This window comes from Cellulomonas sp. P1_C4, from assembly GCF_056406355.1.
In genome coordinates, this window is the sequence record NZ_JBFUAI010000007.1 from 33039 (window position 1) to 55433 (window position 22395).

21 protein-coding genes are annotated in these 22395 nt (G+C 74.2%); 14 read left to right on the forward strand and 7 right to left on the reverse strand.

Features of this window, described 5'->3' with window-relative positions; all coding sequences use genetic code 11:
- Positions 1–8: 8 nt before the first annotated feature.
- The 7 genes from AC1DYZ_RS06825 to AC1DYZ_RS06855 all read left to right on the forward strand — a co-directional run bounded on the left by AC1DYZ_RS06825 (position 9) and on the right by AC1DYZ_RS06855 (position 8165).
- Entirely contained in the window at positions 9–722 is a 714-nt protein-coding gene (locus AC1DYZ_RS06825; RefSeq protein WP_477064454.1) for a helix-turn-helix transcriptional regulator, read from the forward strand.
- A gap of 125 nt (positions 723–847) precedes the next feature.
- On the forward strand, positions 848–2731 hold the full coding sequence (locus AC1DYZ_RS06830) for an ABC transporter ATP-binding protein (protein ID WP_477064455.1): 1884 nt from the start codon (positions 848–850) through the stop codon (positions 2729–2731).
- Positions 2728–4515, forward strand: coding sequence for an ABC transporter ATP-binding protein (locus tag AC1DYZ_RS06835; RefSeq protein ID WP_477064456.1), 1788 nt, complete (start codon positions 2728–2730; stop codon positions 4513–4515). Before AC1DYZ_RS06830 ends, AC1DYZ_RS06835 begins: the two co-directional genes overlap by 4 nt.
- A gap of 81 nt (positions 4516–4596) precedes the next feature.
- Entirely contained in the window at positions 4597–5595 is a 999-nt protein-coding gene (locus tag AC1DYZ_RS06840) for a chymotrypsin family serine protease (protein WP_477064457.1), read from the forward strand.
- Positions 5596–5653: 58 nt separating this feature from the next.
- The gene (locus AC1DYZ_RS06845; protein ID WP_477064458.1) at positions 5654–5869 is read left to right on the forward strand and encodes a hypothetical protein; all 216 of its coding nucleotides are present in this window, start codon (positions 5654–5656) and stop codon (positions 5867–5869) included.
- A gap of 108 nt (positions 5870–5977) precedes the next feature.
- Positions 5978–6628, forward strand: a complete 651-nt coding sequence (locus AC1DYZ_RS06850; protein ID WP_477064459.1) for a biliverdin-producing heme oxygenase — start codon at positions 5978–5980, stop codon at positions 6626–6628.
- 100 nt (positions 6629–6728) lie between these two features.
- Positions 6729–8165 carry a GGDEF domain-containing protein gene (locus AC1DYZ_RS06855; protein WP_477064460.1) on the forward strand — a complete coding sequence of 479 codons (1437 nt, stop codon included), beginning with the start codon at positions 6729–6731 and terminating at the stop codon, positions 8163–8165.
- On the opposite strand, the gene AC1DYZ_RS06860 is transcribed toward AC1DYZ_RS06855, so the two are convergent.
- Genes AC1DYZ_RS06860 through AC1DYZ_RS06870 form a run of 3 tightly spaced genes read right to left on the reverse strand, consistent with a single transcriptional unit; the run spans position 8162 to position 11973 of the window.
- Entirely contained in the window at positions 8162–10171 is a 2010-nt protein-coding gene (locus tag AC1DYZ_RS06860) for an NHL domain-containing thioredoxin family protein (RefSeq protein WP_477064461.1), read from the reverse strand. The genes AC1DYZ_RS06855 and AC1DYZ_RS06860 overlap by 4 nt on opposite strands.
- 40 nt (positions 10172–10211) lie before the next feature.
- On the reverse strand, positions 10212–11351 hold the full coding sequence (locus tag AC1DYZ_RS06865) for an RsmD family RNA methyltransferase (protein ID WP_477064462.1): 1140 nt from the start codon (positions 11349–11351) through the stop codon (positions 10212–10214).
- Between the two features lie 4 nt (positions 11352–11355).
- The gene (locus AC1DYZ_RS06870; protein ID WP_477064463.1) at positions 11356–11973 is read right to left on the reverse strand and encodes a TetR/AcrR family transcriptional regulator; all 618 of its coding nucleotides are present in this window, start codon (positions 11971–11973) and stop codon (positions 11356–11358) included.
- Positions 11974–12014: 41 nt separating this feature from the next.
- Here AC1DYZ_RS06870 and AC1DYZ_RS06875 point away from each other — a divergent pair, with 41 nt between their 5' ends.
- The 4 genes from AC1DYZ_RS06875 (at position 12015) to AC1DYZ_RS06890 (ending at position 15455) form a co-directional block, all read left to right on the forward strand.
- The gene (locus tag AC1DYZ_RS06875) at positions 12015–12146 is read left to right on the forward strand and encodes a hypothetical protein (protein ID WP_477064464.1); all 132 of its coding nucleotides are present in this window, start codon (positions 12015–12017) and stop codon (positions 12144–12146) included.
- 109 nt (positions 12147–12255) lie between these two features.
- Entirely contained in the window at positions 12256–13518 is a 1263-nt protein-coding gene (locus tag AC1DYZ_RS06880; RefSeq protein WP_477064465.1) for a transcriptional regulator, read from the forward strand.
- A 341-nt stretch (positions 13519–13859) separates the two neighbouring features.
- Positions 13860–14390: a DinB family protein gene (locus AC1DYZ_RS06885; protein ID WP_477064466.1), complete on the forward strand. Its 531-nt coding sequence runs from the start codon at positions 13860–13862 to the stop codon at positions 14388–14390.
- Between the two features lie 144 nt (positions 14391–14534).
- On the forward strand, positions 14535–15455 hold the full coding sequence (locus AC1DYZ_RS06890) for a hypothetical protein (RefSeq protein ID WP_477064467.1): 921 nt from the start codon (positions 14535–14537) through the stop codon (positions 15453–15455).
- Here AC1DYZ_RS06890 and AC1DYZ_RS06895 read toward each other — a convergent pair.
- Complete coding sequence (locus tag AC1DYZ_RS06895) at positions 15452–16366, reverse strand: transglutaminase family protein (protein WP_477064468.1); 915 nt, start codon at positions 16364–16366, stop codon at positions 15452–15454. The genes AC1DYZ_RS06890 and AC1DYZ_RS06895 overlap by 4 nt on opposite strands.
- Positions 16363–18948 (reverse strand): circularly permuted type 2 ATP-grasp protein, encoded by a 2586-nt coding sequence (locus tag AC1DYZ_RS06900; RefSeq protein ID WP_477064469.1) that lies wholly within the window; start codon positions 18946–18948, stop codon positions 16363–16365. The genes AC1DYZ_RS06895 and AC1DYZ_RS06900 overlap by 4 nt, the downstream gene beginning before the upstream one ends.
- Before the next feature lie 71 nt (positions 18949–19019).
- Between AC1DYZ_RS06900 and AC1DYZ_RS06905 the strand changes: the two genes are divergently transcribed.
- Complete coding sequence (locus AC1DYZ_RS06905; RefSeq protein ID WP_477064470.1) at positions 19020–20402, forward strand: DUF1254 domain-containing protein; 1383 nt, start codon at positions 19020–19022, stop codon at positions 20400–20402.
- Here the strand turns inward: AC1DYZ_RS06905 and AC1DYZ_RS06910 are convergent, their stop codons facing one another.
- Both AC1DYZ_RS06910 and AC1DYZ_RS06915 read right to left on the reverse strand, forming a co-directional pair.
- Positions 20403–20849, reverse strand: a complete 447-nt coding sequence (locus AC1DYZ_RS06910; RefSeq protein WP_477064471.1) for a hypothetical protein — start codon at positions 20847–20849, stop codon at positions 20403–20405.
- A complete protein-coding gene (locus AC1DYZ_RS06915) occupies positions 20846–21400 on the reverse strand; it encodes an RNA polymerase sigma factor (RefSeq protein WP_456825698.1) in 555 nt (184 codons plus the stop codon). The genes AC1DYZ_RS06910 and AC1DYZ_RS06915 overlap by 4 nt, the downstream gene beginning before the upstream one ends.
- 149 nt (positions 21401–21549) lie before the next feature.
- Between AC1DYZ_RS06915 and AC1DYZ_RS06920 the strand changes: the two genes are divergently transcribed.
- Together AC1DYZ_RS06920 and AC1DYZ_RS06925 are read left to right on the forward strand one after the other, a co-directional pair.
- Positions 21550–22002 carry an Asp23/Gls24 family envelope stress response protein gene (locus AC1DYZ_RS06920; protein ID WP_477064472.1) on the forward strand — a complete coding sequence of 151 codons (453 nt, stop codon included), beginning with the start codon at positions 21550–21552 and terminating at the stop codon, positions 22000–22002.
- Entirely contained in the window at positions 21999–22391 is a 393-nt protein-coding gene (locus AC1DYZ_RS06925; RefSeq protein ID WP_477064473.1) for a hypothetical protein, read from the forward strand. The genes AC1DYZ_RS06920 and AC1DYZ_RS06925 overlap by 4 nt, the downstream gene beginning before the upstream one ends.
- Positions 22392–22395: the final 4 nt, after the last annotated feature.

Consider the following 22395-nt stretch of genomic DNA (forward strand, 5'->3'; position numbering starts at 1 on the left):
CTGGAACCGTGAACCGCACCGACCGCCTGTACGCCCTCGCCGAGGAGCTCCGCCGCGTCGGCCGCGCCGGCACCACGAGCACCCGGCTGGCGCGGCTGTTCGAGGTGTCGCCTCGGACGGTCAAGCGCGACATCTCGTCGCTGCAGCAGAGCGGCCTCCCGGTGGTTGCGCAGGCCGGCCTCGGCGGCGGCTACGTCCTCGCCGCGTCCGTCGCGCTCCCGCCCGTGAACTTCACGCCCGCGCAGGCCGTCGCGCTCGCGCTCGCGGTCCGCGCCCTGCCTCCGGGCAGCCCGTTCGGGGCCGACGCCGACGCCGCGCGCGCCAAGGTGCTGGACGCGCTGACGCCRGCCGACCGGGCCCGGGCCGACGAGCTGGCCGGCCGGGTGTGGTCGCGGCCCGACGTGCCCGAGGACGTCGCGCCCGCCCGGGTGCTCCGTGCCGTCGAGGAGTCGCTGGGCGGCCGGCGCGTGCTGGCGATCGAGTACCGGAGCTCGTCGGGGGTGGTGAGTCGCCGAAGGGTCGAGCCCGTGGTGCTCGCTCGCACGGGCGGCACCTGGTACCTGATCGCGTGGTGCCAGACCCGTGTGGGGCTGCGCTGGTTCCGGCTCGGCCGGATCCTGCGCGCCGACCTCACGCCGGAGGCGTATGAGCCGCGCTCGGTCGCGGACGTCGGAGAGGCGCCGCGGGACGCGCGCCCGGTCTCGGCGCGCGCGTCCGACTGAGCGAGCGCTGCGAAAACGGCTGGAAGCCGGGCGAACCACCCGCTACGTTGAGAGCGCTCTCACCTGGTCGAAGGAGTCCGCGTGCGTCTCGTGCTGCCCACCGCCGCAGGCCGTGGGGGTGCCGCATGATCCGGTCCTGGTACCGCGATGCGGTGCTTCCCCGTCGGGACATCGCGCGCCTGCTGCCGTCCGCCGGCACAGGCCTGGTGGTCGGGCTCCTGGTGCTCGACGTCGTGCTCGGGCTGCTCCCGGTCGCGTTCGTGCTGGCCACGAGCGTGGTGGTCGGGCAGGTGCCCGCGGCTGTCGACGGCGGCACGGGATCGGCCGCGTGGAGCGACCTCGTGCGGACGTTCGTGCTGGCCGCCGCGCTGTTCCTCGCGCGGCAGGTGCTCGCGCCGGTGCAGACCGCGCTCGGCGTGCGGATGCAGCGGCGGATCGACGGGGCCCTGCGGGACCGGGCCCTGGAGATCGCGCTGCGGTCGACGAGCATCGCGCCGATGGAGGACCAGGCGACCCTGGAGGCGCTGACCGAGGCCACCCGCGAGTTCGAGGCGGAGTTCCGCAGCCCGGGATCCTCGGCGGCGGGCCTGCTCGCGCTGGTCGCGCGTTATGTGCAGCTGGTGGGGTTCGCCGTCGTCGTCGGGCTGGTCACGTCCTGGCTCGCGGCGACAGCGATCCTGGCGGCCACGCTGGTGTTCCGGTACGGGCAGCGCGGCKGGCTGCGTCGGTACTCGCAGGTGTGGAAGCACGTGATCGGGTTCCGGCGCCGGTCCGTGTACCTGCGCGAGGTGGCGATGGGTCCGGCCGCGGCCAAGGAGATGCGCGTCTTCGGGCTCGCGGGCTGGTTCACCGACGAGTACGTGGACGCGACCGAGCGGATGCTGGGGCCGGTCGCGGCGCGTCGTCGGCAGCTCTACCTCGTGCCGTACCTCGTCTACACGGCGATCGGCCTGCTGGTCTGCGCGGCCGTGCTGGTGTCGATCGCCCGATCGGCGTCGGCCGGCGACATCACGCTCACGGCCCTGGCGCTCGGCATCCAGTCCGTCGTCGCGGCGATCGCGCTGGGTGAGTACTACCCGGAGTCCGACGTGCAGACGCAATACGGGATGCAGGCCGTCTCGGCGCTTGCGGAGTTCGAGGCGCGGATGGCCGACGCCGAGTCCCGCGTCCCGCGAGGGGGCGACGCGCTGCCCGTGCCTGCCGACGCGCCGTCGACCGTCCTGCGGTTCGAGGACGTGCACTTCTCCTACCCGGGCAGCAGCCAGCCGGTCCTCGACGGCCTCGACCTCGAGCTGCCCGCCGGCCTGTGCACCGCGATCGTCGGCGTCAACGGCGCGGGCAAGACCACGCTGGTCAAGCTGCTGACCCGCCTGCACGAACCGACGGCCGGACGCCTGACCGTCGACGGCACGGACCTCGCGGACCTCGACGTCGCGGCCTGGCGCCGGCAGGTCAGCGTCGTCTTCCAGGACTTCGTCCGCTACGAGCTCTCGGCCTCCGACAACATCCTGGTCGGCGCCGTGCACGCCCCGCGGGACCCCGCCGTCGTCCGGCACGCGGCGGAGCGCGCGGGCATCGCCGACGCCGTCGACGCCTTGCCGGCGGGGTTCGAGACGACCCTGTCGCGCGCCTACGAGGGCGGTGCCGACCTCTCGGGCGGGCAGTGGCAGCGCATCGCGATCGCCCGGTCGCTCTACGCCCTCGAGGCGGGCGCCCGGGTGCTCGTGCTCGACGAGCCGACCTCGGCCCTCGACGTCCGGGCCGAGGCCGCGTTCTTCGACAGTTTCGTCGAGCTCACGCGGGGGGTGACGTCGGTGCTCATCTCGCACCGGTTCTCGAGCGTTCGGCGCGCGGACCGGATCGTGGTCATCGATGCGGGGCGGGTGGTCGAGGAGGGCACGCACGACGAGCTCGTGGCATCCGACGGGCACTACGCGCGGCTGTTCAGACTGCAGGCGGAGCGGTTCGCGGCGGGGCTCGACGCCGACGGCAACGAGGTGGAGCGGTGATCCAGACGGTGCGAGGAAGCTGGGCGCTGCTGCGCCTGGCGGGGCGGATCAGCCCCGGCAAGCTGGTGCTGTCGGCCGTGCTCATGGTGCTGCAGTCGGTCGCGATGCCGCTCGCGGCCCCCGCGCTCGCGGCCCTGACCGACGCAGCGATCGCCGGCGACGCGCGGCGGGCGTCGATCGCCGCGGTGCTCGTCGCCGTGCTGGTCGTGGCCGCCCTGACTGCCGGGCACTTCGCGCACATCTTCTACTTCGAGCTGGGCGATCTCGCGGTGATCCAGCTCGAGCGCGACCTCATCGGGCTGTCGCACGACTCGCCGGGCATCGAGCACCACGAGCGGCCCGAGTACGCGGACCGGCTGCAGGTGCTGCGCTCCGAGCTCGACCGGTCGGGCTGGGGGTCGATGCAGGCGCTGCTGTCCGCCATCGGCCTCGGCGTCGCGCTCGTCATCACGGGCGTCCTGCTCGCGCGGCTCAACCCGTGGCTGCTCCTGCTGCCGCTCGCCGCGATCCCGCCGCTGGTCCTGGGCCGACGCGCGGAGGCCGTGCTGGGCGACGCCCGCACCGCCGCCGCCGCCGACAACCGCCGCGCGCGGCACCTGTTCCTCCTGTCGCTCGACGCGGCGGCGGCCAAGGAGCTGCGCACCTGCGGGCTGGGCGAGGAGGTCCGGGGGCGGCTGCGGAGCTCGTGGGACGCCGCGACCGCCGTGCTCTGGGCCGGCGAGGTGCGGGCCGACGCCTTGCGTGCGGCCGGGCAGCTCGTGTTCGCCGTCGCGTACGTCGCGGCCACCCTCGTCGTGCTGCGGGACGCCGTCGCCGGTGCGCGCACCGTCGGCGCCGTCGTGCTCGTCATCACGCTCGCGTCGCAGGTGAACCAGCAGGTCACGGCCGCGGTGACCATCCTGCAGCAGCTGCAGCGGGCCGCGCGGACGATGGCGGACCTCGCGTGGATGCGTGCGCTCGTGCGGTCGCAGAACCCGCCGCGGACCGTCGTGCCCGCGCCGGACACCCTGCGGGACGGCATCCGGTTCGAGGGCGTCTCGTTCACGTACCCCGGCACCGACGCACCCGTGCTCGAGGGTGTCGACCTCGTCCTGCCGGCCGGCACGAGCGTCGCCATCGTCGGCGAGAACGGCGCCGGCAAGACGACGCTGGTCAAGCTCCTCTGCCGCTTCTACGCGCCCACCACCGGCACGATCACCGTGGACGGGGTCCCGCTGGACGACCTCGACCCCGTGGCGTGGCGGGACCGGACCGCGGCCGGCTTCCAGGACTTCTGCCGGTTCGAGCTGCTGGCTCGCCAGAACGTCGGGGTGGGCGACCTGCCGCGCATCGGGTCGGACGACGCCGTGCTCGGCGCCCTCGACCGCGCCCACTCGTCGGACGTCCTCGCCCGGTTGGAGGACGGGCTGAACACCCAGCTCGGCACCAGCCACGCGGACGGTGCGCAGCTGTCCGGCGGGCAGTGGCAGAAGCTCGCGCTCGGCCGCGCGATGATGCGCGAGTCGCCGCTGCTCGTGGTCCTCGACGAGCCGACGTCGGCCCTGGACGCCCAGGCCGAGCACGACCTCTACGAGCGGTACGCCGCCCATGCCGCCGCGGTCGGCGCGACCACCGGAGCCGTCACCCTGCTCGTCTCGCACCGGTTCTCGACCGTGCGGATGGCCGACCTCATCCTCGTCGTCGCCGACCACCGGATCGTGGAGTCGGGCTCGCACGAGGAGCTCGTTGCCCATGGCGGCCTGTACGCCGAGCTGTTCGGGATCCAGGCGGCGGCCTACCGCTGATCTCCCTGCGCGTGTGGGCGGTGCAGTGCAGACTTGCAGCGCTCCGGGAGGTACCGGGCGAACCGACCAGCAGGGGGATGCATGGACCACGGCGAGGCACGCGAGACCAAGGCGCAGGCCGTCGACCTCGCACGGGAGCTCTCCGAGCGCCTCGTGCGACCATCCGACGTGGCCGCCGGCGGACCGGCGCTGGCCATCGGCCTCGCGCCGCAGCCCGACGGGTCGTACGCGCTCGCGGTCCGCTACCGCCTGGGCCTGCCGTCGGTCCGCAGCATCGCCCGCAAGGTGGTCGCCGAGCTGCCCGACGCCGACGTCCGGCGCACGGGCCGGATCAAGACCTTGGCTGCCGACGAGGACCGCCGCGTCCGCCCCCGCCCGCCCGTGATCACCGCCCGCTCGCTGGGGGAGACCGGGCGCGTCCGCCCGCTGCGGCCCGGCATCTCGATCGCCCACGTCGACGTCACCGCCGGGACCCTGGGGGCGTTCGTGCAGCTCGACGGCTTGGTTCACGTGCTGTCCAACTACCACGTGCTGTCGGGCACCCCGCAGGCGAAGGTAGGGGACGTCATCGTGCAGCCGGGGCCCGCAGACGGCGGACAGGCGCCGCGGGACCGGGTCGGCACGCTGGCCGCCCGCGTGGAGCTGAAGCCCGACGGGGACGCCACGGTCGACTGCGCGATCGCCCTGCTGGACGACGACCAGCACGTCGACCCCGAGTACCCCGTCGGGCGGATCACGACGACGGCCGTGGCCAAGGGCGGCGAGCAGGTGGCCAAGATCGGCCGCACCACGGCGATCACCCGCGGGCACGTGACGGCGATCGAGCTCGACAACGTGGTCGTCGGCTACGGCGAGGAGCTCGGCGAGCTGAGCTTCGACAACCAGATCGAGATCGAGTCGACGGGCACCGGGCCGTTCTCCCGCGGCGGCGACTCCGGCTCGCTGGTGTACCGCGAGGACGGCGTCGCGCTCGGGCTGCTCTTTGCGGGCTCGGAGTCGGGGGGAGAGAATGGCACCGGGTTGACGTACATCAACCMGATCGATGCCGTTCTGGACGCGCTCGGGGTCACACTGGTCTGACGATCGTCGGACCCGCCGCCCCCGCGGCCCGTCGCGGTCGGCGGGAGGCGGTGCACCCATGGCGGACCTCGAGCAGGCGCGAGCGGCGAAAGAACGCCTGCGCATGACCTTGAAGGGCCGGCCCGACGTGCGTGGCATCGGGATCGCCCGATCCGGCGACGGCTACCAGATCCAGGTGAACGTCTCCACCAGCACCGGGCCCGACGTGCCCGGCGCGGTCGACGGTGTCGACGTCTACGTGCGCGTGGTCGGCGCCATCCGCGCGAGCGCCTGAGCCCCGGCCGGCATCCTCGGCCTGATGACGAACTATGTCCTCCGAACGGATGGCGCAGGGTAGGAAGCCTTACCTTTGCGGTTACCTCGTCAGCACCGGAGGAGTCCCGTGACCACCACGTCCGTCGTGCCGAAGGCCGTGCAGCTCTCCGTCGCGCTGCGCGAGGGCACGCGGGGCGAGCACGAGACGGCGGAACGCTCGGGATTCGTCGAGCTCCTGATGTCGGGTGCGCTCGACCGGTCCGCGTACGCGGACCTGGCGGCCCAGCAGCTGGCGGTGTACGTGGCGCTCGAGGCGGCGGGGTCGCGGCTGACGGACGACGGGGGGCTGGTCTTCGACCAGCTGGTGCGGGTCCCGTCCATCGAGCAGGACCTCGCGTTCCTGTTCGGCGGTGACTGGCGCTCCCGGGTGCGCGTCCTGCCGGCGACGCAGGCCTACGTCCGACGGCTCGAGGAGGTCGGCGGCTCGCTCCCGCTGTACGCCGCGCACGCGTACACGCGGTACCTCGGCGACCTGTCGGGCGGCCAGATCATCAAGCGGATGCTGCAGCGGCACTACGGCTTCGAGTCCGCGGGTCTCGCGTTCTACGACTTCCCCCAGATCCACAAGCTCAAGCCGTTCAAGGACGTCTACCGCGAGCGGCTGGACGCCCTCGAGCTCGACGCCGAGGCCCGCGAGGCGGTGGTCGAGGAGGCGCGGGACGCCTTCCGGCTCAACGCCGCGGTGTTCGGAGAGCTGGGCGCCGTCCACGTCCGCTGAGCCGGCCCCGCACGTGCTGCCGCATTTGCGTGGATCAGACGGGTGATCTCACCGCCCTCTCATCCGTCTGCGTCGCCTGGGACGCAGCACAGGGTCGATGATGGGCGACGTGACGCGTCGCGGGGTGGCCGCTCAGGGTGCGCGCGCGGGCAACAGGTCCGCCGCGGGCCTGGTCGGCGTGCGTGCGCTGGCCCTCGCTGCCCACCGCCTGGACCGCTGCCGGTCGATCGACGAGGTGGCCCACGTCGCGGCATCCACGGCGGTCGAGGTGCTCGACGCGCGTCGCGCCGCGTTCTGCCGCATCGACCAGGACACGTGCCGGATCGTGCTGGTCGAGCCGCCGCCCACCGACCCTCGCGTCGTCTGGATGGCCCGCGCGTCCTACCGCGCCGACGACCGCCCGGCGCTGCGCGCCCTCATCCGGGACCGTTCCAGCTGGGTGGCCCACGCCCGCACGGTGCATGACGAACCGACCGTCCCGGACGACCCCGACGCGGGCGACTCGGTCGAGGTCGAGACGCTGCGGGAGCTCGACGCGTCGTCCGCGCTGTCGTCCCCGATCATCGTCAACGGCAGCGTGTGGGGTCAGCTCTACTCCGTCCGCACCCGTCCGGGAGCGCCGTTCCAGGTCGACGACGTCGCCCGCTCCGAGGTGCTCGCCGCGCTCGTCGCGGGGGCCGTGGCGCGCGTGGACCTCGAGGCGCAGGTCCGTCACTTGGTGGCCGACGACCCGTTGACCGGCCTGGCCAATCGCCGCGTCGCCGACGCGGAGGCCGAGGCCGCGCTCGAGTCGGGACACGAGACCTGCATCGTCATGTGCGACGTGGACGGCCTCAAGCGGGTGAACGACGAGCTCGGCCACGACACGGGCGACGACCTGCTCCGCTCGGTCGCTGACGTGCTGCGCCGCGCCGCCGACGCCCTGCCCGGCAGCACGGCCGCGCGCATCGGCGGCGACGAGTTCTGCCTGGTCACGGTCGGGCGCCGGCGGTCCGAGGTCGCCGACGTCATGGCCGCGACGATCGCCGAGTTCCCGCTGCCGCACGGCGCCGCGATCTCCTACGGCATCGCCTCGACGGCGGTCACCGGCTCGGTCTCGGCGCGGCACCTCTTCCGGCAGGCGGACACCGCGCAGTACAAGGCCAAGCGAGCCCGCGCCCGGGCGCTGCGCTCGCTCGTGCCGGCGACCGCCGACCCCGCCGTCACGGCCGAGCGCGTGCTCGTCGCGGGAACCGCGGCCATCGTGGCGGCGCAGTCCGGCGTCGTCCCCCGCCTGTGCGCGTTCGCGGCCGCCGCGACCGAGACCCTCGGTGGCTCGGCGTGGGCGGTGCTGACGCGGCGCAGCCCCGACGAGCCGCCGTCCGCGGTCGCCCGGGGCGGCAGCCCCGCCGAGCTGGGCGCCGAGTCGTCCACCGCGGTGGTCATGCACGACCTGTGGCAGGTCGAGATCGGCATGTCGACGACGGCGGCCACCGGCCAGGTCGTCGCCACCTCGCTCGACGCCCTCGCGGCCGTGGCGGTGCTGGGCGCTCGCTAGCCGTGCAGCGGCAGGGTCAGCGTCGTCGACGCGCCCTCGACCAGCCGGATCGGCACGCCCCAGTCCTGGGCGTTGAGGTGGCACGCCGGGTACTCGATCGCGGGGTCGGCGTCGCAGCTGGCCGCGTGCGCGGTGACGTGCAGGACACCCTCGGTCACCGACGGGTCGAGGCGCAGGACGCGATCCAGCGGGACGTCGTCGCCGGCGCCCTCGAGCAGCAGCCCGGGCGGGGTCGACGAGACCTGCAGACGTGTCGACGGACCGTAGCGGTCGTCGTACTTCTGCCCCGCGGCCGGCGTGAAGACGACGTCGAGCCGCACCTCGCCGGGCGCCAGCTCGGTGACCGGGCGCTGGGTGCGGTGCGAGCCCGAGTCCAGGATCTGGCCGACGAGGGTGGCCGGCAGGGCGATCCGCGTGAGGCGGTGAGCCGCGGACTCCACGACGAGCAGGGTCGCGCCGCCGTCGAGCACGACGATCCCGCTGGGCTCCGCGAGGTCCGTCGCGAGCGTGCTCACGGCGCCGTCGGCGTAGCGCCGGATCGCACCGTTGTAGGTGTCGGCCACCACGACCGAGCCGTCCGGCAGCACCGCGACGCCGAGCGGGTGCTGCAGGCGCGCCTCGCCGGCCGGGCCGTCGCGGTGGCCGAAGTCGAAGAGTCCCTCGCCGACGACGGTGTGCACGGTCCGCGCCACCGGGTCCACCCAGCGCAGCGCCGACGTCTCGGCGTCGGCCAGCCAGATCTTGTCGTCGGCACCCGCGGCGAGGCCGGACGGCTGCGCGAACCAGGCCTCGTGCAGCGGGCCGTCCAGCAGGCCCTCGTTCATGGTGCCGCCGAGCAGCTCGATCGAGCCCTGCTTGTCGTCGAAGGCCCAGAGGGTGTGGTTGCCGGCCATGGCCACGACGAACGCGCCGAGGGGCTGGGACCAGGCGACGTCCCAGGGGGAGGAGAGCTTCTGGCGACGAGGGCCGGGCACGAACGACGCCGCGGGCTGCGCGTGCCGACCGCGGGCCGCGGCGCGGTCGTCGTCGGACGTGATGCTCAGCGACGACGCGAACGCCGCCACCTCGTCGCCGGGCTCGCCGATCGCGGGCTCGAAGGCGGGCTCCTCGTCGGGCTCGTCGGCGCCGTCCACGCCCAGGATGTTGTCCGCCGCGCCGACCATGTACTGCTCGCCGGTCCCGGCCACGGTCGTGACGACGCCGTCGGCGAGCCGGACCCCGCGGAGCGCGTGGTTGACCGTGTCGGCGACCAGGACGTCGTAGCCCAGCCACGGCCGGAGCTCCTCGGGCACCAGGCACAGGCCGTTCGGCTCGCTGAACCGGGCCTCGTCGGGACCGCCGTCCACCAGCCCGCGCTCGCCCGACCCGATGCGCCGGACCAGCGTCTCCCCGTCGGCCTCGAGCTCGGCCAGGCCGTGGTGCCCGGCGTCCGCCACCAGCAGGTGCCCGTCCGGCAGCGCGACGGCCTTGGCCGGGAAGCGCAGCGTGCCCTCGGTCGGCGCCGGGGGCACGTAGGGGCCGTCGCCGCGGTGCAGCGTGCCCTTGGCCTCGTGCTCGGCGATGAGCTCGCGCACGAGGATCTCCACGTTGTTCTTGTGGCCCTCGCCGGACATCTGCGCGACGACGTAGCCCTCGGGGTCGATGACGACGAGCGTCGGCCAGGCGCGCGCGGTGTACGCGGACCACGTGACCAGCTCGGGGTCGTCGAGCACCGGGTGGTGCACCTCGTAGCGCTCGACGGCGGCGGCGAGCGCGACCGGGTCGGCCTCGTGCGCGAACTTGGGCGAGTGCACGCCGATGATCACCAGGACGTCGCGGTGCTGCTCCTCGAGCTCGCGCAGCTCGTCCAGGACGTGCAGGCAGTTGATGCAGCAGAACGTCCAGAAGTCGAGGAGCACGATCTTGCCGCGCAGGCCGGCCAGGTCCAGGGAACGCCCGCCGGTGTTCAGCCAGCCCCGACCGACCAGCTCGGACGCACGGACCCGGGGCAGTCGACTCTCACGCACGCACCCATTCTCACCCGTCCGCGCCCTCCGAGCGGACGCGTCAGGTGCGGTCGAGGACGTAGATGCGGGGGTGGTGGCCCTTGGCGAACACGCGGGTCTGCGAGCGGACGCGCCAGAGGGCGTCGGCGTCGCGCAGGCACTGCTCCATGACCTTGATCTCGTGCGTGAGAACGACGAACCGCGCACCGGGTGCGGCGGCGTCGTAGGCGGCCTGGAGCACGCCCGCATGGACCTCGGCGTTGGTCGCGTGGGTGCCGTGCAGGGTCCCCCAGGGAGGGTCGGCGAACAGGAGGTCGTAGCCGGTGCCGGCGGCCTCGACCAGGGCGGGGCCGGTGCAGTCGGCGCGGAGCAGGCGAGCGTCGCGGCCGAAGGTGGCGGCGGTGAGGTTCTCCGACGAGGCCGTGAGCGCGTCGGCGGAGAGGTCCACGCCGACGGCGTCGGCCGCGGGTCCGGCGGAGAGGCGCTCCACCAGCAGCGTGCCGGAGCCGCACATGAGGTTGAGCACGCGGTCGCTCGCGTTCACGGAGCCGAGCTGCACCATGGCGGCCGCGATCGTCGCGTTGACGGCGCCCGGGTAGTCGGTGACCCGCCAGCGCCGGGCGGACAGCGGCCGCGAGCCGAGCCGGACCAGCACGTCCCACCCGGGGTCGCCGGACGTTCCCGGGCGCACTCGGCGGCGGACGCGGATGACGAGCTCGCCCTCGCGGTCGTCGTAGCGCAGGCCCGTGGCCTCGGCGAGGAGCGCCGCGAGCCGTTCGAAGACTGCCGAGTCGCTGCCCGCGGCCTCGAAGCGGAAGCTCGACGAGCCGCCGGCGCGCAGCGACACGTAGACGGCGTCGACGATCYGGGCGAGGTGGTCGCCGCTCGTCAGCGACTTGGGGCGCGGGACGTCGAAGTGCAGTACGAGGAACGCGGCGACGGCGGTGCGCAGCGCGAGCGCCTCGGCGGGCGGGCTCCAGACGGACACCTCGAGGGCGTCGTCGCGACCGGGGACGGGCGTCGGGGAGCCGTCGAGCATGAGCGCCGACGCCGCCTCGTTGGCAACGAGCGCACCGAGCCCGGGCAGGAACGTCAGCTCGAGCTCGGTGGCGCGCCGGGCCGCGGGCCGACGCCCGGGCCGACGGTCGGCGGGGTGGCTGCCGTGGTGGGCGGGGGGTCGGCCGCGTCCGCGCTGCGCCACCGGGTCAGGCCGACACGGACAGGGGAACGGCAGCCGCGGCGCCGACCGCGCGGAGCACGAACGCCTCGGTCTGCTCGATCGCGCGCTCGCGCTCGGGGCCGTCGGGGGGCACGCCGCGGCCCGACAGGCAGGCGTTGACCAGCGGCACCGTCACGTCGAGGTCCTGCGGCGGGAACGCGCCGGACTCGATGCCCGCGGCCAGGATGCGGCGCAGGATCTGCTCGACCACGACCACGTGCTCGCGGACGCGCTGCTGGGTGCCGCGGGACAGGACCGAGCGCAGCTCCGGCCCGGGGGCCAGGTGGTACACGCGGGTCAGCGCGGCCTGCTGGCGGACGTAGGTCGACAGCTGCTCGGTCGGGTCGTCGATGTCGTCCAGCGCCCGCTGCAGAGTGGCGGCGTACTGCTCGGTCTCGTGCGTGATGAACCCGAGCAGGAGCGACTCCTTGTCGGGGAAGTGGTTGTAGACCGCCGTGCGGCCGACGCCGGCGGCGGACGCGATCTCGGCGAGCGTGATGGCGTCGAACCCCTGGTCGGCCATGAGGGTCGAGAGCGCCGCGAAGAGCTTCTGGCGGGTCTGCTCACGGTGCTCGTGCAGCGAACCGCCGATGATCTTGGGCATCCTGACATGATCGCACGGTCTGTCATCAAAAGGCCGCTCAGGTGACGGGGATCTCCCACCAGCACCCGTCCGTCGCCGGCCGCGAACGTCCCGCCTTCGTGCTTGCGCTGACGGTCGTCGGGATCGTCCTGGCGCTCAGCCCGGGCCGGCACACGATTCCCGTCACCGACTGACGCGTTCCGGACACGTACGCGAACGAGGGGGCGGGACGCGTGTCCAGTTCGTACACTTTCGAACAACCGCGTGATCTCGCGGTCGCGACGACGTGCGCGAGGAGGAGCGATGACGGAGCTCGCCGCCTCCGCGCGCGTCCGGGCCGCGCACGACCGGTTCGTCACCACCGGCCAGCTGTCCAGCCGAGCGGTCCGCTCGGTGGTCGCGGCCTCGTGGCGCCGCAGCCGCCGCAGCGGCGTCGACCCCGAGGTGCACAACGTGCCGGTCGACATGGGCGGCAACGACCTCGTCGGGTACCGCAGCGCGCTGGCCCTCGCGGCCGCGATGCCGGTGGTCCGCGAGCTGCTGGTCCGCCCGGGTGCCGATGCGGGGTGGGTGACCGCGCTGACCGACGACGTCGGCCGGATGCTGTGGGTCGAGGGCGACCGGTCGGTGCGCCTGGGCGTCGAGGGCGTGGGGTTCGTCGAGGGCGGGGTCTGGCGCGAGGACTGCGCGGGCACCAACGCCCTCGGCACCGCGCTCGCCACCCACCAGCCGATGCGGGTGGTCGGGACCGAGCACTACGCCCGCCGGGTCCAGCCGTGGAACTGCGCCGCGGTCCCCGTGCACTCCCCCGAGGGGAAGGTGCTGGGCGTTCTTGACGTCACCGGGGGTGACGTCGTCGCGTCCCCGCTGGTGATGTCGCTGATCCGGGCCACGGTCGCGGCGATCGAGGCCGAGCTCGCGCGCGTCGCGCCGACCCCTGCCCCGCCGCCGTCGCTGCTCATCCGCACGCCCGGTCCCGTCGCCCGCCTGCGCGTGCTCGGACCCCCGGTGGTGCACCTGGGCACTGCGGACGTCCGGCTGAGCCTGCGCCACGCGGAGATTCTGCTGCTGCTCGCCCGGCACCCGGCGGGCCTGAGTGCCGACGAGCTCGCGGTGCAGCTGAGCGAGCACGAGCTGTCCGACGTCACGGTGCGCGCCGAGGTCTCGCGCCTGCGCCGGCTGGTCGGCCCCCTGCTGAGCGAGTCGCGGCCCTACCGGCTCACCTCGCAGCTGCGCACCGACGCCGACATGGTGCACGCGCTGATCGAGGCCGGTGACACCGAGGCCGCGCTGACCGCGTACCCCGCACCGGTCCTGGCTCGCTCCGCTGCCCCCGGGGTCGAGCGGATCCGCGACGAGCTCTCTGCGGACCTGCGGGCGGCCGTGCTCGCGAGCCGCATGCCGGGCGTGGTCAGCCGGTGGCTGGCCTCCGACGCGGGCGCCGACGACTGGCAGGCGTGGGAGCGGCTGGCCTGGTTGGCGCCCAAGGGGTCGCCGGTGCACGTCCGCGCGGTCGGCCGGCTGGACCTGCTGGGCCGCCGGCTCGACGTGCCGCGGCGCGGGTAGCTCCTGCAACCCTCCTGCAACGCGCCGCGCCCTAGCGTCCAACCAGCGAGGGCGGCCCCTGCGGGTGCCGGACGTGCGCGCGGCGGCTGGGCGAGGATCGGAGGGGAGCTTCGCCCGGCCGCGACGTGCGACGCCCAGCGAGGCGAAGGGGGCACGGCATGGCTGCACGACCGGGGGAGCCCGGCGCACGCGACGACCAGTGGATCGCCGGCGAGATCGTGGCGCCCGACGCGGCACGGTTCGACCCGACGGACGACCGGCTCGTCGTCCGCTGAGCGGTTGGCGGGACATCGACGGTCGCTGGCTGCGCGTGCTCGGACGTGTCGTCTAGCGTGCGGTGCATGACGACGAACGAAGAGATCCGGCCGGACACCAAGGACTGGACCTGGGTGCTGTCCCAGCGGTGCCCGGAGTGCGGGTTCACCGCCACGGACGTCGCCGGACCGGCCATCGGCGGGACGGTGCGCGACCTCGCACCGCGCTGGGTCTCCGCGCTGAACAGGCCCGACGCTCGCGTGCGGCCCGCGCCCACCACGTGGTCGCCGCTCGAGTACGGCGCGCACGTGCGGGACGTCTTCCGCATCTTCGACGGGCGCCTCGAGCTGCTGCTCACGCAGGACGACCCGTTGTTCGAGAACTGGGATCAGGACGCCACGGCGCTCGCGGACCGCTACGACCTGCAGGACCCGACCGTGGTGGCCGACGAGCTGGCGGACGCGGCCGACGTCGCGGCCGCACGGTTCGACTCGGTGGCCGACGACCAGTGGGAGCGGGCCGGGCGCCGGTCGAACGGCTCCGAGTTCACCGTGCTGTCCCTCGGGCAGTACTTCCTGCACGACGTGGTGCACCACCTCCACGACGTCCACGGCTGACGGCTGCCGGTTGTCCACAGCCTGTGTCCACAGGCGTGTGCAACATCGCTGGCGTTGTGGATAACTGCGTGACCAGGGTGAACTAGCCGGGTGAGCGCCGACTCGTAACACGCACGCCTCACAACCTGTGTACGGTGCGCGGCCATGACCCAGTCGCAGGTGCACCTCCCGGGGGATCTCGACGGGCGGCACGTCCTGGTCGTGCCCCGCGGCACGGACGTGGCCGCGCTCGCTTCAGCCTGGTTCCCGGACGCCGAGTGGACCCGACCGCCGGTGAGCGCGGCCCAGGCGGCGGCTGCTGCCCGGCCGATGACCGGTGCGCGGTTCCGCGGGAACTCGGTCGACGTCACCGTGCCGGTCGCGGGAGTCCTCCAGATCGCCGCGGCGATGACGCTCGTGGGTCCGACCCCGCTCGGCGGTTCCGACGCCAGGGCGGCTGGGCTTCCCCCGCACGACGTCGACCTGTACGCGCTGGTGCCCTCCGACGAAGGCGCGCCGCTCGACCTGATCAGCGGCTGGATGACTGCGGCGGCCCGGCGCGTCGCCGGCGCCGTCGTGCCGGCGGACCGCACCCGGCTGGTCACTCCGGACCCCGGGTCCGCGGTCGACCTGACCCTCTGGTCGCCGGTGCCGCTGTCGGCGCAAGACGCCCTCCCGCTCGTGCGGCCCGCGTTGACCGGGGCGCGGGTCGGTGTCCCGCAGTCGTCGCAGGCCGAGGGCTCCCCCGGGCCGGCGCCGTTCGCCGTGACCGGGACGTTCGAGTACGACGGGTCGATCACCGTGCGGACCGGTCGGTCGCGGGAGGTCCCCGTGGCGCTGTCGCGGCTGGACTGGCGGGAGTTCGGGCCGTGGTCGTACCACGTCACCTGGCAGCCGCCMGAGCCCGAGGAGCTGCGCAGCGAGCACCCCTCGCAGCTGCACCTCATCGCGCGGTCGCGCGTCGAGCCCTCCGTCGCCCGGGTGGTCGGTGCGCTGTGGCGGGCCGTCGGCGGCACGATCGTCGACGCCGGCGGGTTCGTCGTGCCGCCCGACGAGGTGCGGGACCGCGCGACGGCCCGACGCTAGACGAACGGTGCGCTGCCGCTGGGCACCAGGTCCACCGAGACCTGCAGGCGCGAGCCGGAGCCCTCGGTGAAGATGACGCCGCGCAGGGGCGGGACGTCGTCGTAGTCGCGACCCCAGCCGAGCAGCACGTACCGGTCGTCGACCAGCTGGTCGTTGGTCGGGTCGACCTCCACCCAGCCCGCGCCGGGCACCCACGCGGAGACCCACGCGTGCGAGGCGTCCGCGCCGCGCAGCTTCTCGCGGCCGGCAGGCGGGCGGGTCTCGATGTAGCCGCTCGAGTACCGCGCGGGCAGCCCGTGCAGGCGCAGCGCCGCGATCATCAGGTGCGCGAAGTCCTGGCAGACCCCGGCCTTCTGGGCGAGCAGCTGGGCCTGCGTGGTGTGCACGGTGGTGGAGCCCGAGCGGTACGCGAGCTCCGTGCGGATCCGGTGCGCCAGCTCGACCAGGACCTCGACCAGGGGTCGGTCGCCCTCGAACGTCGGGGCCGCCCAGTCGCGCACCTCGTCGGCGAACGTGACGTGCGGCGACGGCAGCAGCGCCTCGCGCAGGTCGACGATGCTCGGGTCGAGGCGTCCGATCTCGCCTGCCGCGACGCGACGCGCGACCTCGTGCCAGCCGACCGTCGGCAGCGCCGCGGGGTCGGGGGCGTGCCGGGTGACCTCGATGGTGGACCGCGCGGTGACGACGAGCCGCGTGTGGGGCGTCGTGACCCCGAAGTACGTGGTCCGGTTGCCGTAGTAGTCGACGTGGGCCGCGGTGTCGGCCGGCGCCGGCTCGATCTCGATCGCCGAGGACAGGCACGCCTGGCCCGGGACGTCGCGCGGGGTCATCGTCGTGCGGCCGTACGAGTCCGTCACCGAGTTCGCATACGTGTAGGTGGTTCGGTGCACCAGATCGTAGGTGCGGGTCACTCCCCACCACCGTCCCGCGCGTCCCACGGGTCCTCGAGCGGGCGGCTCGGGGCGAGGCGGACGAAGTGCACGCGCTCGATCTCGTCGGCGGCCGAGTGCAGGCGCCAGAGCATCGACTCGAGGGTCTCCGCGAGCCGCGCGCGCCGCCCGTCCTCGGTGGTGACCGCGGCGATCGCGACGGGGTCGACCTCCGCCAGCAGGTCGGCGACGTCGGCGAGCAGGTGGTCGCGCTGGTCGGGCGCGCGGCCGGCCAGCGGCACGAGCGCCAGCGACTCCTGGAGCCGGTCCACCTGGTACGCGAGCGAGCGGGGGTTGGTGCCGTCCAGCAGCAGGAGCTCGAGCACCTCCGCCAGGCCGGCGCCCGTCTGGTGCCGGCGGCGGTAGGTGATGGCCGACTCGTGCGCCAGCAGCACCGACTCGCGCAGCACCGACTCGACGTCGTCGGGCCGCCGCTGCACGACGATGGCCAGCAGGTTCTCGACGAGGTTCTGCGCCCGCTCGATGCGCCGGCCGGCGTCGAGGAACCGCCAGCCGACGTCGCGCACCAGCCCCTCGGCCGTGATGCCGGCGACCGCGAGCAGCCCTTCCAGGACCTTCTCGAGCGCGGGCCGCAGGCCGGCCGTGACGGCGCCGCCGCCGGTCACGTCGAGGTCGAGCGCGTCCGGCCCGTGGGTCCGACCGCGGGTCTTGTTGCGCTCGTCGCGCAGCGCCCGGTCGATGCGGGCGAGGGGGCCGAAGGTGTCGGTCGACAGCTGGTCGCGGACCGCGGCGGCGGACGCGGCGAGCCGCCGGACGGACCGCGCGACGGTGCCGGACGTGCGGGGGTCGAGCACGAGGTCGCGGAACGCCGGGACTCCCTGCTCGGTGGGCGTCAACGACGAGAGCAGCACGTCGAGCGCCCGCCCGCCCGCCGACGCCGGCCGCTTGTGGAAGTCGTCCCAGCGGTCGATGACCACGCGAAGCACCCGGGCGGAGCCCTCGGCACGCTCGGCGTAGCGGCCCATCCAGTAGAGGTTCTCGGCGGTGCGCGGCGAGATGCCGGTCGCGGGACGACGAGGCGTGGGCGTCTCCCCGGCGGACGACTCGTCGGACGGCACCCAGGGCTCGAGCGGCGCGTCCGGCTGCGTCGAGAGCACCCACACGTCCTTGGCGGCCGCCCCGAGGGCCGACGAGACGACGTGGCCCGCCGCGACGCGAGCGAGCCCGCCGGCCATCACCGCGTACGTCGACCGGTGCGCGACCGCGTACGTCCGGAGCACGGCGGCCCGCGGGCCCAGGTCTGCCGGTCCGATGCCCTCCGCCGACGGCAGGTCGCTGCCGACGCCCACGGGGGCACCGTCGACCGTCGGGCCGACCGGACCGACCGGCTCCTGCCCGACCCACAGCCACGGCTGGGCGGTGATCCGCGCGGCCAGCTGCTCGCGCTCGTGGTGGCTCAGCGTCCAGCCGAGGATCGTCCCGATGTCGGTGCCGCGGACGGTCGGCAGGATCACCAGCTGCTCGAGGCGGCTGACCACGTGGTGCAGCGACCTCGGCTCGCCGCACCACCACGTGGGGGCCGACGGCAGCGCGAGGTCCTGGTCGAGCACGGCGTTGGCCAGCCGCGGCAGGTACGTGAGCAGCGCGGGGTTCTCCAGCACCGAGCTGCCCAGGGGGTTCACCACGCTGACGGTGCCAGCCCGCACGGCCCGGACCAGCCCGGGGACCCCGAGTCGCGACCCCTGCCGCAGGTCCAGGGGGTCGCACCACTCGGCGTCGACGCGCCGCAGCACCACGTCGACCGGCTCCAGGCCCTCGACGCCGCGCATCCAGACGCGCCCGTCCCGCACCAGCAGGTCCGAGCCCTCCACGAGCGGCAGGCCGAGCATGGACGCGAGGTAGGCCTGGTCGAAGGCGGTCTCGCTGGACGGTCCGGAGGTGAGCAGGACGACCCGGGGCTGCTCGGCGTCCCCGGGGGCGACGTCCCGCAGCGCGAGCCGCAGCGCCCGGAAGAACGGCCCGAGCCGCTGGATCGACGCCTGCCGGTACACGCCGGAGAGCACCTGCGAGACGATCCGCCGGTCCTCCATCGCGTACCCGACCCCGGAGGGCGCCTGCGTGCGGTCCGCCACCGCGCACCACGCCCCCGCGCTGTCGCGCACCAGGTCCGTCGCGGTGAGCACCAGCTCGCGGCCGCCGGGCAGCCGCAGTCCGTCGACCGCGCGGACGAAGCCGGGGTGCCCGAGCACGATCGTCGGCGGCAGCAGCTTGTCGGTGAGCAGGGTGCGGTGGCCGTACGCGTCCTGCAGGATCGCGTCGAGCAGCTCCGCGCGCTGCACCAGACCGGCGTCGAGGCGCGCCCACTCCGGCTCGTCGACGATGACCGGCAGCGGGTCCAGGTGCCACGGGTGCTCGCCGTCCTCCTGGTCCGCGCCGTACGTGACGCCGTGGTCCGCCAGGAGCCGCTCGGCCTCGTCGCGGGCGCGCGCGAGGCCGGACGCGGAGGGGACGTCGGCGGGGTCGGGCAGCCACGACCAGTCGGGACGATGATCGACGACGCCCGACTCGCCCTGCAGGCGGGGGGACGAGAGCAGGTCGGTCACACAGAGGAGTGTGTCCTACGCCGTCGCACTCTGCGCTGGCCGGACCTGCGTGTCCCCACCAGACTCGGGCCATGACCCTGCCCGGAGACCTCGGTCGCGTCCGGCTCGACGGCGAGCTGCCGGCCCGCGAGGACCTGCCGATGGTGTTCGACGCGCTCGACCTCCAGCTGGCCACCCAGGTGTACCTGTGGGCCCTGCCGCTGGTGTCGTACGCGCAGTGGCAGCAGCAGCACCGCTCCGTATTCATGGCGACCGACTACGACATCGTCCACTACGTCACGTACGCCGACCGGCTGGGCCTGATCACCGCGAACGCCACGACCCCGTACCTCGTCGCGTTCATCGACCTCGGCCGCACGGGTCCGCTCGTGGTCGAGGTGCCGCCCGGGCCGGTGGCCGGCGGGGCGTCGGACTTCTGGCAGCGGGAGTTCGCGATCCTCGGGGAGATGGGTCCCGACGAGGGTGGCGGCGGCCGGCACCTGATCCTCCCGCCGGGGACCGAGGAGCCGGCGCCGCTGGACGGCGAGTACTACGTCCACCGCGCGACCGGCATGAACGTCATGTTCGGGTTCCGCACCCTCGACCCCGACCCCGTGCGGGCGCAGGGGATCGTCGAGGGGCTGCGGATCACGCGGCTCGACGGCCAGGCGGCGCCGCCCACCMRGATCCTCCGCCCCGAGGGGCGCCGCTGGGACGGCGACCAGCCTCGCGGCCTCGCCTACTTCGAGCTGCTGCACGCGATCTACCAGGACGAGGTCGTCGACGAGCGCGACCGGTTCTTCCTCGCGATGATGCGGCAGCTCGGGATCGAGAAGGGTGCGCCGTTCGCGCCGGACGAGCGGATGCAGCGGATCCTCGCCGAGGGTGCGTCGGCGGGCGAGGTGATGGCGCAGGCCAACACGTTCGCCAAGCGGTTCGAGGGCTCGGCGTACTGGCCGGACCGCGCCTGGGACCTCGCCGTGCCGATGAGCAACCCGGCCCAGCGAGGGCCCTGGTACGACGAGCTGTTCGAGCGGGCGTCGTGGTTCTACGAGGCGGTGAGCTACTCCGCGGCCATGACGAGCCAGACGCCCGGCAAGGGGCAGGCATACCTCGCCGCCTACACCGGGTCCGACGGGCAGTGGCTCGACGGCGGCCGCGACTACACGCTGCACGTGCCGGCCGACGTGCCCGCGGCGACGTTCTGGTCCGCGACCGTGTACGACGTGCGGACGCGCTGCCTGATCGACAACGAGCAGCAGCGCGGCGACCGCGGCTCGCGCGACGAGGACCTGATCCGCAACGCCGACTCGTCTGTGGACCTCTGGTTCGGCCCGCAGGAGCCACCCGGACGCCAGGCCAACTGGGTGCAGACGATCCCCGGGCGGCACTGGTTCTCGTACTTCCGGTTCTACGGCCCGCTGGAGCCGTACTTCGACCGCTCGTGGAAGCTGGGCGATCTCACGCCGCGGTGATCACAGGCGCCTCGGGTCGGCCGTGACGTCGCCGACGGAGACGTCCACGCGGACGCGGGACAGCGGCGGGTCGGTGAGCCCCAGGGTGTCCGCGACAGCGGCGGCGGCCCGGCGGCGAACCTCGTCCGCGAGCGGCAGGAGGGGCGTGCCGTACAGCGCGACGACCTCGACGGTGAGGCGGTCCAGGTCGTCGTCGGGCGTGGTCGTGCAGGTGATCCGCAGAGCGCCGCCCTGCGGGAGGTCGGCGAGCGCGTCCCGGACGCGGGCCACCAGCGCGGTCGACGCCACCCAGAGCTCGCCGCCCGGCAGCCGGCCGCGGACGGGCGCCGACGGACGGAACGCGCGGACGGCCGCGGCGACGACGTCGTCGCGCAGCGCGACCCACCCGGAGTCGGTGTGCTCGCGCAGCGTCCGGGCGGCCTGCGCGAGGAGCTGGTCCCCGTTCATCGCCACGCCTCCATCCGCCGGATCAGGTGGGCCCGGGCCCGGTGGAGCTGGCCGCGGACAGTGCTCGTCGTCGTGCCGGCGACCTCGGCGATCTGGTCGTAGGACATGCCCTCGACCTCCCTCAGCAGCCACGTCGAGCGCGGACCCGGCGGGAGCTCGCGGAGCGCGATGTCGAGCGCCTCGCGCAGCTGCGCCGCCTCGGCCGACCGCTCGGGGTCGACCGCGTGACGATCCACCTCGTCGTCCGGGGCGAACGGCAGGGGCATCGCGGTGCGGGGGCGGAGACGCTGCAGGGACCGCACCTTGTGCGCCGTGATGGCGAACAGCCAGGTGCGCAGCGTGGACCGGCCCTCGAAGTGCGGCAACGAGGTCCACGCGGCGGAGAAAGCCTCCTGCACGCAGTCCTCGGTGTCGCGAGGATCATCGAGCATGCGACGGGCATAGCGATAGAGCGCGGGACCATGTCGGTCGACGACGACCGCGAACGCCCGGCGGTCGCCGAGCCCGGCTCGCCGGGCGAGCACCTCGTCGGGAACCTCGTGCTCGTCCATCCCGAGCACTGTCTGCCCGGCTGCCGACGAGCGCATCCCGGCAGGTGTGACGCACGTCACACCCGCCCGGTGTGACGAATCGGGCGGAACGCCGACCAACCAGGGGAAGGCGCCGATCCAGCGCCCGCAATCGTCGAGAGAAGGACACCATGAGCGAGTCCACAACCGTCGCGGCCCCAGCTGCGCGCTCGCGCCAGAGCGCGCTCGTCACTCCCGAAGGCAGCACGACGATCGCCGACACGGTGGTCAGCAAGATCGCCGGCATCGCGGCGAGCGAGGTGACCGGCGTGCACTCCCTCGGCGGTGGCGCCGCCCGGGCGATGGGCACCCTGCGTGAGCGCATCCCCGGCGCGCGCACCAACCACTCCCAGGGCGTGTCCGTCGAGGTGGGGGAGACCGAGGCCGCGGTCGACCTCGACCTGGTCGCCGAGTACGGCGTCTCGATCGCCGACCTGGCCAACGGCATCCGCCGCAACGTCATCAGCGCCGTCGAGCAGATGACCGGCCTGCACGTGGTCGAGGTCAACGTGTCCGTCAACGACGTGCACCTGCCGCAGGACGACGCGCAGCCGGCCGCCCCGCAGGAGCAGCGGGTCCAGTGACCGACCCCGACGGGCCGGCGCAGGACGTGCCGACGCCGCTGGAGATCGCTCCGGACGTCGCGCGGCTCGACGTGGTCGAGCCCGGGGTCGCCGTCATCGCCGACGACGCCCCGGACCCGATCACCCCGGCCGAGGCCGTGGCCGCCGCGGTCCTCGCGGTGCCCGGCGTGGTCCGACTTCACGGGGGGCGGTTCGGCGAGCTGGGCACCTACCTGCCCGGACGCCGGGTGACCGGGGTCCGGATCGACGACGAGGGCACCGAGGTGCACGTCGTCGTCTCCGACCTCGTCCCCGTTCCCGACACCGCGGCCCGTGTCCGGCGCGCGGTCTCCGCGATCGCCCCGATGCCCGTCCGCGTCCACGTCGAGGACATCGACACCATCGTCTGAGGAG